Here is a 12,304-nt window from a genome sequence, read left to right on the forward strand (position 1 = left end):
GCATCAGTATTACCTGGTATATACGGAAGTAATACTGAATAGATGGAAATTATTGTTCCGGGTTTAGAATGCGCCAGCTTAATCGACTTAATCAGTACCAGCGGCTGTGGCAACCCTCAGCCGGAGCCCCACAGCAGGTGAGCGTGGCCGAACTGGCCAGCCGCTGTTTTTGCAGTGAGCGGCATATCCGCACGCTGCTGCGCCAGGCGCAGGAGGCGGGCTGGCTAAGCTGGCATGCACAGTCCGGGCGCGGAAAGCGCGGCGAGCTGCGCTTTCACGTCACGCCGGAATCGTTACGTAATGCGATGATGGAAGAGGCGCTGAAAAGCGGGCAGCAGCACAACGCCCTGGCGCTGGCACAGCTGGCTCCCCAGGCGCTGCGTGCCCTGCTGCATCCTTTTCTGGGCGGACAGTGGCAGAACAATACCCCGACGCTGCGCATCCCTTACTACCGTCCACTCGATCCGCTCCAGCCGGGCTTTTTACCGGGGCGCGCTGAACAGCATCTGGTGGGGCAGATCTTTTCCGGTCTGACCCGGTTTAACGACACCCGCAGCGAGCCCGTGGGCGATCTGGCGCATCACTGGGAGATTGCCCCCGACGGGTTACGCTGGCACTTCTATATTCGTTCGACGCTGCACTGGCATAACGGTGACAAAGTCGAGGCGGCCCAGCTTCAGAGCCAGCTGACAAAGCTGCTGACCCTGCCCGCGCTGCGCAAACTGTTTAACAGCGTGAGGCAAATAGAGGTAACCCACCCTCAGTGCCTGACCTTTGTTTTACATCACGCCGACTACTGGCTGGCGCACCGGCTGGCAAGCTATTGCAGCCACCTTGCCCATCCTGAACAACCCCTGATCGGGAGTGGACCGTTTCGCCTGGCGATCTTCGACCCCGACCTTGTCCGGCTGGAAAGTCACGAGCAGTACCATCTGGGGCATCCGCTGCTAAAAGCGATTGAATACTGGATCACGCCCCAGCTCTTCGATCGGGATCTTGGCACCAGCTGTCGTCATCCGGTGCAGATCGCCATTGGCGAGCCGGAGGAGCTTGCCAGTCTGCGGCTGGTCAGCAACAGCATCAGCCTCGGTTTTTGCTACCTCACGCTGAAGCAGAGCGAACGGCTAAGCGAAGCGCAGGCCCGCAGGGTGATTGATATCATCCATCATACCTCGCTGCTGTATACGCTGCCGCTGGAGGAAAACCTCATCACCCCGACCCAGGAGTTGCTGCCGGGCTGGTCAATTCCCCGGTGGCCACAGGAACAAGAGACCGTTCTGCCGGAGAGGCTCACCCTGCTTTACCATCTGCCGGTGGAATTACACACCATGGCGGAGCAGCTTAAGCGCTTTCTGGCGCAGGAAGGGTGTGAGCTGACGGTGATTTTTCATGACGCCAAAAACTGGGATGGCTGCACTGCCCTGGCAGACGCCGATATCATGATGGGCGACAGGTTGATTGGCGAGGCGCCAGAATATACCCTGGAGCAGTGGCTGCGCTGCGACGCACTGTGGCCTCACCTGCTGAGCGCACCGCAGTTTGCACACCTGATGGCGACCCTGGATGCCGTTCAGACGCAGCCCGACGCGCGGGCCCGTCATCTGGGGTTAAAGGCGGTCTACTCCCGCCTGATGGCGCGTGCCGTACTGACGCCGCTGTTCAATTATCAATATCAAATCAGCGCCCCGCCGGGTGTAAACGGAATCCGGCTGAATCCGCGCGGCTGGTTTGATTTTACCGAAGCCTGGTTGCCCGCCCCGAAAACGTGAAGAAGCTGGTCGCCATCACGGGCAGACGTTAACATATCTGTTTAATCCTCAACGTTGGGAAGATTTATGAAACGTGCTGTTGTCGTGTTCAGTGGAGGCCAGGATTCTACTACCTGTCTGGTACAGGCTCTGCAGCAATATGATGAAGTCCATTGTGTCACCTTTGACTATGGCCAGCGCCATAGTGAGGAGATTGCGGTCGCGCAGAAACTGGCCGTGGAACTCGGCGCGCGAGCGCATAAAGTGCTGGATGTTACCCTGCTAAATGAACTGGCGGTAAGCAGCCTCACCCGCGACAGCATTCCGGTGCCGGACTATGAGCCAGATGCAGAAGGTATACCCAATACCTTCGTGCCGGGACGTAACATTCTGTTCCTGACCCTGACGGCAATCTATGCTTATCAGGTCAAAGCCGAAGCGGTGATCACCGGCGTGTGTGAAACTGACTTCTCGGGTTATCCGGACTGTCGCGATGAGTTTGTCAAAGCCCTTAACCACGCCGTTAACCTCGGCATGGCCAAAGATATTCGTTTTGAAACGCCGCTGATGTGGCTGGACAAAGCGGAAACCTGGGCGCTGGCCGACTACTGGGGCAAGCTGGATCTGGTGCGTAACGAGACGCTGACCTGCTACAACGGTATTAAAGGCGATGGCTGTGGTCAGTGCGCGGCCTGTAACCTGCGCGCCAACGGCCTGAATCACTACCTGGCGGATAAAGCCGGGGTGATGGCGGCCCTGAAGAAGAAAACCGGTCTTAAGTAAGCACACTCAGTATGCCGGGTGAAAGGTACGCTCTGCCCGGCATCGCACTGCTGCGTTATTTAATTAATAACTCCAGCTTCTCACGCAGCTCGCCTTCCAGCGGCAGCGCTTTCTGCGTTTTCAGATCGATGCACACAAAGGTAATTAGCGCATCTGCCACCACCTGCCCTTCCGGCTCCAGGGTGATTACCTGACTCAATACCCCACTTTTACCGTTCAACTGCTGGAGCTGGCTGGTCACAGTCAGTAAATCGCTGAGCACTGCGGGACGGCGATAGTTGATATTGATGTTCGCCACCACAAAAGCGATACGGTGTGCGGTCATCCATTGAAAACTGTCGCTGTTTTCCAGCCCATCCCAGCGTGCCTCTTCGAGAAACTCCAGATAGCGGGCGTTATTAACGTGCTGATAAACATCCAGGTGATAGCCGCGAACTTTAATTTGGGTCTGCATAGCGCAATAGCCTTCAGGGTAGTTAATTATAAGATTCAGAGGTCATAACTGGTACGACCTCTTTATCCTGGCAAATTTTTGCCACTGTGCAAGTTATTACAACGTCAGATGCGCAAGATTACGTTCCACCAGCGCCCCGCCCATACCGGGAACCTGTCTGAGATCGTCCAGCGTTTTAAACGGGCCATACTCCTCCCGGTAGCTGACGATCGCCTGAGCTTTCTTTATCCCCACGCCATTCATCACCTTTGCCAGCTCCTCCGCCGATGCAGAATTGATGCTGATCCGCACCCCTTCCTCATCAGCGCTTTTACTGCTCGCCGCTTTCGACGGCTGTGACGATGTGGTTGAGACCGAGGCCTCAGATTTACTCTGGGTGGCCTGTGTTTTGGCCGCCGGCGTCGCCGCCAGCGCGCTGTGGCTCAGCCCTGCCGTTACCAGGGCTAAGGTGACAAAAAGGGCTTTAATTCCATGTTTCATGCTGTTTTCTCCTTGTTTGTTGACAGCCCCTTCACCTTAGTCGGGCCGACTTTCAGGAACAAACAGCAGATTACAGAAATGGAAAAGGCCGCGAAGGCGGCCTTTTGGTGTTGCAGTACGTTGCTCAAATTTGCGAGCAGCGCCGTAATTACTGCTGAGTCATGATATCGCCCAGCTTAATTTTGGCTTCTTTACGCAGATTGCTCATCAGCGCTTCGAAAGCGATCTGGGCGTTGTTCTGGGTGATACCCTGTACCATCGCTTTCTTCTGCGCTTCCGGCATGGTGCCCGCTTTCACTTCGTCCAGCGCCAGAACCACTACGTTGCCCTGCATATCGTTGGCGATACCGAAGCTCGGTTTGTCTTTCGCCGGCTGGCTCAGGGTGAATGCCGCCTGACCGATCGGATCCTGGCCGGTACGGCTCAGCGTTTTCGCCTCGCCAAAACTCAGGCCTGCCGCTTTCAGTGCTTCATCACCTTTACCGGCTTTCAGATCGGCCAGCAGTTTTTCAGCATCCAGCTTCGCCTGCTGCACGGCCTTGTTATGTTTCACCAGCGCAGTAATCTGATCTTTCACCTCGTCCAGCGGCTTGACAGCCTCCGGCTTATGCTCGCTGACGCGCAGAACAAAGGCGCGGTCACCGTCAACGGAGATGATGTCAGAGTTGCTGCCCGGGGTACCGTTTTCGCCCACCAGACCGCCATTAAAGATGGCATCCGCAACCGGCTTGAAGTTCAGCTCTTCCGGCAGGTTATCTTGTCCAAACCAACCGGTAGTGACCGCTTTCGCGCCCGTAACCTGCTCAGCGCCTGCCAGCGATTCGTTATCATTGCTGGCCGCGTCGCTCACTTTCTGCTGTAACGCATAGAAGGCATCCAGCGCTTTCTCCTGCTTCACTTTCGCTGCGATCTCATCATGGACGTCCGCCAGCGGTTTGGTGGTCGCAGGCGTAACATCATCCAGACGCGCAACCAGGAAGCCGACGGAAGATTTGATCACGCCAGAAAGTTGACCTTTCTCTTTCAGGCCAGCATTTTTCAGCTCGTCCGGCGTGGTAGCCTCTTCCAGCCAGCCCATATCACCGCCATTTTTCGCAGAGATGATATCGGTGGACTTCTCTTTTGCGACCGTCGCAAAGTCGGTGCCTTTGTTCAGCTCATCCAGCGCCGCTTTTGCCTCGGCTTCGGTTTTGGTCTGAATAACGCTGTAACGGTTACGCTGTGGCTGAGTGAACTGATCCTGATGCTGATCGTAATAAGACTGGATCTCCGCCTCGGAGGCGTTTTCCTGCATCTCTGCTGCATCCAGCTTGATGTAGCTCACACGGAACTGTTCCGGGGCGGTAAAGTTGTTTTTGTTCTGCTCGTAGTAGCTTTTCACCTCTTCGTCGCTCGCCTGCTGTTTAGCAGCCAGAGCGTTAACGTCGAAAGTGGCTTCGCGCACGACGCGCTGTTGAGAAACCAGCGTCGCCAGCTCATCTGCTTCGCCTTTGAGCATGAAGTCGGTGCCCACGACAGCGTTAATAAGCTGCTGAGTGGTGAGCTGATTACGCAGCGCCTGAGCATATTGATCCGGCGTCATCCCCATCTGGTTAACGATGGCGGTATAACGGGTGTTATCGAATTTGCCATCATTCTGGAAAGCCGGGGTGGCGAAAATCGCTTTCTTAACCTGGTCATCGCTGATGCTCAGACCGAGATCGCGGGCGTACTGATCGAGCAGCGCTTCGTCGATAAGGCGGTTCAGCGTCTGTTGACGCAGATTCTTCATGTATCCTTCATTCGCCGCCAGTTCAGAGAACCGATCGCCCAGCTGTTGCTGCATACGGTTACGTTCACCAGCAAATGCATTCTCAAACTGCCCACGGCTGATTTCCTGGTCGTTCACTTTTGCGGCGTAGTTTGCACTACCGCCAATCAGATATCCGCTCACGCCGGTCAAAATGAACGACACGATAATGATACCGAAAATAATCTTGAGCACGAGACTGTTAGCAGCCGTGCGTAAGCTGTCCATCATGGTGTAACCACACTCCGCTGTAGGTGACTGGAGACCTGACGCTGGCGGGAATCCTGACCGCAGCGCATAAAGGCGTATTGTGACAAGAAACCGGGGCTATTGTCAGCCCACAACTCGCATAAACTCGCATAAATCAGGCCTGGACAAACAAAAAAGGCACATCAAATGATGCGCCCTTGTACTTTTCAACTTCCCTGAAGTAAGAAAGCGATCAGTTTACCGCGTCTTTCAGCGCTTTGCCGGCACGGAAGCCCGGAACTTTAGCAGCAGCGATGGTGATCTCTTTACCGGTCTGAGGGTTGCGGCCAGTACGGGCAGCACGCTCTTTAACAGCAAAAGTACCAAAACCTACCAGCGCTACGTCGTCCCCAGCCTGCAGAGATTCGGTAACAGAAGCAATCAAAGCATCTAACGCACGTCCAGCCGCAGCTTTGGAGATATCAGCACCCGCAGCAATTTTGTCAATCAGTTGAGATTTATTCACTCTTCTCTTCCTCTCTTTATAATTTATATCGCGTCTGAATCCTTCACAACGCGACCGCGCAGCAGTTATATCAGGCCTGCCATGACCTTACAACACCCGTTGTTGATGGCTGGCCCAATCAGCAATCTAAATTAGCTATACAAAAAAAGGCTGGCAAGCACGAAATAGCTCACCAGCCTTGTTTTTATTGACGCTCTTTGCGCGAGGTCACTATTTTGCGGTTACAACCTGCATACCGTAAGGCTCGTTCTGCAGTGCAAGTGTCAGAACTTCCTCAATACGTTTCACCGGATGGATCTCCAGATCGGCGATAACGTTGTCCGGAATCTCTTCCAGATCGCGCTTGTTCTCATACGGGATGAGGACCGTTTTAATACCGCCACGGTGTGCTGCCAGTAGTTTTTCTTTCAAACCGCCAATCGGTAATACCTGACCACGCAGAGTGATTTCGCCGGTCATTGCCACATCAGCACGAACCGGGTTACCGGTCAGGCAAGAGACCAGAGCGGTACACATGGCGATACCCGCGCTTGGACCATCTTTCGGCGTTGCCCCTTCCGGCACGTGAACGTGAATGTCGCGTTTTTCGTAAAAGTCCGGATTGATACCCAGTTTTTCCGCACGCGCACGCACCACGGTCAACGCAGCCTGAATGGACTCCTGCATCACCTCACCCAGCGAGCCGGTATAGGTCAGCTTACCTTTACCCGGCACGCAGGCGGTTTCGATGGTCAGCAGATCGCCGCCCACTTCCGTCCATGCCAGACCGGTCACCTGGCCGACGCGGTTTTCGCTGTCCGCACGACCATAGTCGTAGCGCTGAACACCGAGGTATTCGTGCAGGTTGTCGCCATTGATTTCAATATGCTTCAACGACTTGTCGAGCAGCAGCTGTTTCACCGCTTTACGGCACAGCTTGGAAATTTCACGCTCCAGGCTACGCACGCCCGCTTCACGGGTGTAGTAACGAATGATGCCGATAATCGCACTGTCATCAACGGTCAGTTCGCTCTCTTTGAGGGCGTTACGCTCAATTTGCTTCGACAGCAGGTGACGTCGGGCAATGTTCAGTTTTTCGTCTTCGGTGTAGCCAGAAAGACGGATCACTTCCATACGATCCAGCAGCGGTGCCGGAATATTCATGGAGTTAGAGGTCGCCACGAACATCACATCGCTCAGATCGTAGTCCACTTCCAGGTAGTGATCGCTGAACGCCACGTTCTGCTCCGGATCCAGCACTTCAAGTAGGGCAGAAGCCGGATCGCCGCGCATATCGGACGACATTTTGTCGATCTCATCCAGCAGGAACAGCGGGTTTTTAACGCCCACTTTCGCCATTTTCTGGATCAGTTTACCCGGCATAGAGCCGATATAGGTCCGGCGGTGACCACGGATTTCCGCTTCGTCACGCACGCCGCCAAGCGCCATACGGATGTATTTACGGCCGGTGGCTTTGGCAATGGACTGCCCCAGAGAAGTTTTACCTACCCCCGGTGGCCCTACCAGGCACAAGATTGGGCCCTTGAGCTTGTTAACACGGCTCTGAACCGCGAGATACTCAAGGATACGGTCTTTCACACGTTCCAGACCATAGTGGTCGGTATCCAGGATTTCCTGCGCCTGGCGAAGGTCCTTTTTGACCTTGCTGCGGGCGTTCCAGGGAACCTGAACCATCCACTCGATGTAGCCGCGTACGACGGTCGCTTCCGCAGACATCGGAGACATCATTTTTAGCTTCTGCAGCTCGGCTTCCGCTTTCTCTTTGGCCTCTTTCGGCATTTTCGCCGCGTCGATTTTCCGCTTCAGCGCTTCGTTTTCGTCCGGCGCGTCGTCCATCTCACCGAGCTCTTTCTGAATGGCCTTCATCTGCTCGTTCAGATAGTACTCGCGCTGAGATTTTTCCATCTGCTTCTTAACGCGGTTGCGAATACGTTTCTCAACCTGCAGCAGATCGATTTCCGACTCCATCATCGCCATCAGATATTCCAGACGCTCATTAACGTCGGACATCTCCAGCACGGACTGTTTGTCGGCCAGCTTCAGCGGCATGTGGGCCGCAATGGTGTCAGCCAGACGCGCAGGATCGTCGATGCTGTTCAGCGACGTCAGCACTTCTGGCGGGATTTTTTTGTTCAGTTTGATATAGCCTTCAAACTGACTGATTGCGGTGCGAACCAGCACCTCCTGCTCACGCTCATCAAGCTGAGGCGAGTCGAGGTATTCCGCTTTTGCCGCAAAGTGTTCGCCATCATCCGATAGCGTGGTGATACGCGCACGCTGCAGCCCTTCAACCAGCACCTTTACGGTGCCATCAGGCAGCTTCAGCATTTGTAAAATAGAGGCCACGGTCCCGACGGTGAAAAGATCGTTTACACCCGGCTCATCCGTTGATGCTTCTTTCTGCGCAACCAGCATGATTTTTTTATCATGATCCATGGCAGCTTCAAGGCAACGGATAGATTTTTCCCGCCCTACAAATAAGGGTATGACCATGTGCGGATAAACCACCACATCGCGCAACGGCAATACGGGGATTTCAATGCGTTCAGAACGCTCAGGATTCATAGAGCTCTCTCTTAGTTTAGTGTCCGCCAGGTAAGCAGGTTGCAGGACTGTGCTTCATGCAACCATTAACATGTAATCCAGTATATGGGGATGATTCCCACACATTCAACGCCATGTTTACGGAAAAATAAAAGGGGGGATTAAATCCCCCCTTTTTGATTAACTGCTTGTATGCTCTGGTGAATTATTCGCCAGATGCCTGCTGCGCTTCCGGCGTACCGTAAATCAGCAGCGGCTTACTTTGACCAGCAATGACGGACTCGTCGATAACCACTTTCTCGACCTCTTCCATTGAAGGAAGATCGTACATGGTATCAAGCAAGGCGGCTTCCACAATGGAACGCAGGCCACGCGCACCGGTTTTACGCGCCATTGCTTTTTTAGCAATGGCATCCAGTGCTTCATCGCGGAATTCCAGCTCAACGCCTTCCAGATTGAACAACGCCTGGTACTGCTTGGTCAGGGCGTTTTTCGGCTCCTTCAGGATCTGAATCAGCGCGTCTTCACTCAGTTCAGTCAGAGTAGCGACAACCGGAAGACGACCGATGAACTCAGGGATCAGACCAAATTTGATCAAATCTTCTGGTTCAACCTGCATCAGTAGTTCGCCCTCTTTCGCTTTTTCAGACTTCGCTTTCACCGTAGCGCCAAAGCCAATACCCGAGCCGGTTTCAACACGGTTAGCGATGACTTTATCCAGACCGGCAAACGCGCCGCCACAGATAAACAGGATTTTGGAGGTATCAACCTGCAGGAACTCCTGCTGAGGATGCTTACGCCCACCCTGCGGTGGAACAGCGGCCACCGTCCCTTCGATCAGTTTCAGCAATGCCTGCTGCACACCTTCACCGGAAACGTCACGGGTGATCGACGGGTTATCGGATTTACGCGAGATTTTATCGATCTCATCGATATAGACGATACCGCGCTGTGCTTTCTGCACATCGTAATCACATTTCTGCAGCAGTTTCTGAATGATGTTTTCCACATCTTCACCCACGTAACCGGCTTCGGTCAGGGTGGTGGCATCAGCCATGGTGAATGGAACATCCAGCAAACGTGCCAGAGTTTCTGCCAGCAGGGTTTTACCGGAACCGGTTGGGCCGATCAGCAAAATGTTACTTTTGCCCAGCTCAACGCCGTTGCTGTTATCCCCGTTACGCAGACGTTTGTAGTGGTTGTACACCGCCACTGCCAGCACTTTTTTCGCCTGTTCCTGACCGATGACATAGTCATCGAGATGATGACGAATCTCATGCGGGGTCGGTAACGCGCTGCGCTCACGGTGTGGTGCGACTTCTTTAATCTCTTCGCGGATGATGTCGTTACATAAGTCGACACATTCGTCGCAGATATACACGGATGGCCCGGCAATCAGTTTGCGCACTTCATGCTGGCTTTTGCCGCAAAAAGAGCAGTAAAGCAGTTTGCCCGATCCATCTTTGCGTTTATCTGTCATGAGTCAAAACCTCTTTTTAAGTTCTTTGTGCCGCACATGACGACGCAAATGCCATTCTCAGACGCAAGCTGCTCGTAAGCAAAGTGCCGCCCTACCATAGTATAGCGGCACACCCGCGTCGTGGGCATCAATTACGATGGGTCAAAATGGAGTCGACTAAGCCGTACTCAACTGCCTCTGGTGCGGACAGGAAGCGATCGCGCTCAGTATCACGCTCGATCTGCTCAAGTGATTGACCCGTGTGGTGAGCCATAAGTTCATTCATGCGCCCTTTTACTTTCAAAATTTCACGGGCATGAATCTCAATGTCTGTCGCCTGGCCCTGGTACCCGCCCAGCGGCTGGTGAATCATTACGCGGGAGTTCGGCAGGCAGAAACGCTTACCTTTCGCCCCTGCGGTCAGCAGGAATGCGCCCATTGAGGCCGCCTGGCCCATACAAATGGTGCTCACATCAGGCTTGATGAACTGCATGGTATCGTAAATGGACATCCCGGCGGTGATCACGCCACCCGGAGAGTTGATATACAGGTAAATGTCTTTTTCCGGGTTTTCCGCTTCCAGAAACAGCATCTGCGCTACGATCAGGTTCGCCATGTGGTCTTCCACCTGGCCGGTCATGAAGATAACGCGTTCTTTAAGCAGACGGGAGTAGATATCAAAAGAACGTTCACCGCGAGAGGTCTGTTCAATAACCATTGGCACCAGCGCCATATGGGGTGCAAAGTTATCTCGTTCGCCACTGTATGACATTTCCGTCTCCTGGATAAAAAATGAAAATACCTGCTGTACTGATTGTAACCTTGCGGACGGATTATCAGCCAGTCTCTTTAATACTGCTTTCCCACTAATGGGGACGCCTCAGCCCTATTTCAAGCATAACAATCTTTTGTTGTAACGCTAACACTGAAAAAGCGTTTTATCACGCTTCGTGATTTATAACTGTGATAAAAAAAACCCGCCGCCGAAAGGCAACGGGTTTTTTGGTCAAACTTTAAACGAAGCGGGCAGAATTATGCCTGCTGGTTCATCAGTTCGTTGAAAGAAGTGGCTTTTTCGGACACTTTCGCTTTGGCCAGAACGGCTTCAACAGCCTGCTCTTCCAGCGCGACGTTGCGCATGTTTTCCATCAGTTCTTTGTTGCTGCCGTAGAAAGCAACCACTTCTGACGGATCTTCATAGGCAGAAGCCATCTCTTCGATCAGACCTTTAACGCGCTCCTCGTCAGCTTTCAGCTCATGGGTACGAATGACTTCGCCCAGCAGCAGGCCAACAACAACGCGGCGTTTAGCCTGCTCTTCGAACAGCTCGCGTGGCAGTTCCAGCGCTTGCTTCTCGTTACCACCAAAGCGCTGTGCAGCCTGACGGCGCAGAACGTCGATTTCACTGTCGATCAGAGCGGATGGGATCTCGATTTCGTTCGCTTTAACCAGACCTTCGATCGCCTGAGACTTCACGCGGTTACGCACGGCGCCTTTCAGCTCGCGTTCCATGTTTTTACGCACTTCAGCGCGCAGGCCTTCAACAGAACCATCTTCAACGCCGAAACGTTTGATGAAGTCTGCAGTCAGTTCCGGCAGTTCACGGTCTTCAACTTTCTTCAGGGTAATTGCGAACTTAGCCGCTTTACCTTTCAGGTTTTCAGCGTGGTATTCTTCCGGGAAGGTCACGTCGATAGTGAACTCTTCGCCAGCGCTGTGGCCTTTAATACCGTCTTCGAAGCCTGGGATCATACGACCCTGGCCCATCGCCAGTACGAAGTCAGACGCTTTGCCGCCTTCGAACTCTTCGCCGTCTACAGAGCCGGAGAAATCGATGGTGACACGGTCTTCTGCATCAGCAGCGCCGTCTTTGTCTTTCCAGGTCGCCTGCTGCTTACGCAGGGTATCCAGCATGCCGTCAACGTCAGCTTCAGTCACTTCAACGATTGGTTTTTCAACTTCAATCGCGTCCAGACCTTTCAGCTCAACTTCTGGGTAAACTTCGAACTCGACCGCGTAGGTGAAGTCTTCACCCAGTTTGTACTCGCCCGGAACATAGGTCGGGGAACCGGCTGGATTGATTTTTTCTTTGATGATCGCGTCAACAAAGTTGCGGCTCATCAGGTCACCCAGCACGTCCTGGCGAACAGAAGCGCCATAACGCTGAGCAACGACATTCATTGGTACTTTGCCCTTACGGAAGCCGTCAATACGGACTTTCTTCGCTACGTTGACCAGCTCGCTTTTTACAGCGTTTTCGATGCTGTCAGCAGCGATTGTAATCGTTACACGGCGGCCAAGGCCTTGAGTGGTTTCAACTGAAACTTGCATC

At 53.6% G+C, this 12,304-nt stretch carries 10 protein-coding genes; 2 read left to right on the forward strand and 8 right to left on the reverse strand.

Translation table 11 applies throughout. From position 1 onward, the window contains the following. Positions 1-68 precede the first annotated feature (68 nt). Together MXM41_RS16525 and queC are read left to right on the forward strand one after the other, a co-directional pair. A complete protein-coding gene (locus tag MXM41_RS16525) occupies positions 69-1,769 on the forward strand; it encodes an SgrR family transcriptional regulator (protein ID WP_325933142.1) in 1,701 nt (566 codons plus the stop codon). 66 nt (positions 1,770-1,835) lie between these two features. Next, entirely contained in the window at positions 1,836-2,531 is a 696-nt protein-coding gene (gene queC / locus MXM41_RS16530) for a 7-cyano-7-deazaguanine synthase QueC (protein ID WP_325933143.1), read from the forward strand. Positions 2,532-2,586: 55 nt separating this feature from the next. Here queC and MXM41_RS16535 read toward each other — a convergent pair whose 3' ends face one another. The 8 genes from MXM41_RS16535 to tig all read right to left on the reverse strand — a co-directional run bounded on the left by MXM41_RS16535 (position 2,587) and on the right by tig (position 12,303). Then, positions 2,587-2,985, reverse strand: a complete 399-nt coding sequence (locus MXM41_RS16535; RefSeq protein WP_039032384.1) for a YbgC/FadM family acyl-CoA thioesterase — start codon at positions 2,983-2,985, stop codon at positions 2,587-2,589. Positions 2,986-3,081: 96 nt separating this feature from the next. Next, positions 3,082-3,465: a helix-hairpin-helix domain-containing protein gene (locus MXM41_RS16540; protein ID WP_325933144.1), complete on the reverse strand. Its 384-nt coding sequence runs from the start codon at positions 3,463-3,465 to the stop codon at positions 3,082-3,084. Positions 3,466-3,613: 148 nt separating this feature from the next. Next, positions 3,614-5,485, reverse strand: a complete 1,872-nt coding sequence (gene ppiD / locus MXM41_RS16545) for a peptidylprolyl isomerase (protein WP_325933146.1) — start codon at positions 5,483-5,485, stop codon at positions 3,614-3,616. Positions 5,486-5,696: 211 nt separating this feature from the next. Then, a complete protein-coding gene (gene hupB, locus MXM41_RS16550; protein ID WP_002444653.1) occupies positions 5,697-5,969 on the reverse strand; it encodes a nucleoid-associated protein HU-beta in 273 nt (90 codons plus the stop codon). Positions 5,970-6,179: 210 nt separating this feature from the next. Continuing rightward, positions 6,180-8,534, reverse strand: coding sequence for an endopeptidase La (gene lon, locus MXM41_RS16555; protein ID WP_325933148.1), 2,355 nt, complete (start codon positions 8,532-8,534; stop codon positions 6,180-6,182). Positions 8,535-8,718: 184 nt separating this feature from the next. Continuing rightward, positions 8,719-9,993 (reverse strand): ATP-dependent protease ATP-binding subunit ClpX, encoded by a 1,275-nt coding sequence (gene clpX / locus MXM41_RS16560; RefSeq protein WP_325933150.1) that lies wholly within the window; start codon positions 9,991-9,993, stop codon positions 8,719-8,721. A 127-nt stretch (positions 9,994-10,120) separates the two neighbouring features. Beyond that, complete coding sequence (gene clpP / locus MXM41_RS16565) at positions 10,121-10,744, reverse strand: ATP-dependent Clp endopeptidase proteolytic subunit ClpP (RefSeq protein ID WP_032616835.1); 624 nt, start codon at positions 10,742-10,744, stop codon at positions 10,121-10,123. 260 nt (positions 10,745-11,004) lie between these two features. Beyond that, positions 11,005-12,303: a trigger factor gene (gene tig, locus MXM41_RS16570; protein ID WP_142488437.1), complete on the reverse strand. Its 1,299-nt coding sequence runs from the start codon at positions 12,301-12,303 to the stop codon at positions 11,005-11,007. Position 12,304: the final 1 nt, after the last annotated feature.

This window comes from Leclercia adecarboxylata, from assembly GCF_035787115.1.
Lineage (GTDB): Bacteria > Pseudomonadota > Gammaproteobacteria > Enterobacterales > Enterobacteriaceae > Enterobacter > Enterobacter adecarboxylatus_E.

Bases quoted from the DNA above. Each gene is read 5' to 3' on its own strand.
- lon (WP_325933148.1), bottom strand. From the start codon at position 8,534: ATGAATCCTGAGCGTTCTGAACGCATTGAAATCCCCGTATTGCCGTTG.
- queC (WP_325933143.1), top strand. From the start codon at position 1,836: ATGAAACGTGCTGTTGTCGTGTTCAGTGGAGGCCAGGATTCTACTACC.
- clpX (WP_325933150.1), bottom strand. From the start codon at position 9,993: ATGACAGATAAACGCAAAGATGGATCGGGCAAACTGCTTTACTGCTCT.
- MXM41_RS16540 (WP_325933144.1), bottom strand. From the start codon at position 3,465: ATGAAACATGGAATTAAAGCCCTTTTTGTCACCTTAGCCCTGGTAACG.
- ppiD (WP_325933146.1), bottom strand. From the start codon at position 5,485: ATGATGGACAGCTTACGCACGGCTGCTAACAGTCTCGTGCTCAAGATT.
- MXM41_RS16525 (WP_325933142.1), top strand. From the start codon at position 69: ATGCGCCAGCTTAATCGACTTAATCAGTACCAGCGGCTGTGGCAACCC.
- clpP (WP_032616835.1), bottom strand. From the start codon at position 10,744: ATGTCATACAGTGGCGAACGAGATAACTTTGCACCCCATATGGCGCTG.
- tig (WP_142488437.1), bottom strand. From the start codon at position 12,303: ATGCAAGTTTCAGTTGAAACCACTCAAGGCCTTGGCCGCCGTGTAACG.
- MXM41_RS16535 (WP_039032384.1), bottom strand. From the start codon at position 2,985: ATGCAGACCCAAATTAAAGTTCGCGGCTATCACCTGGATGTTTATCAG.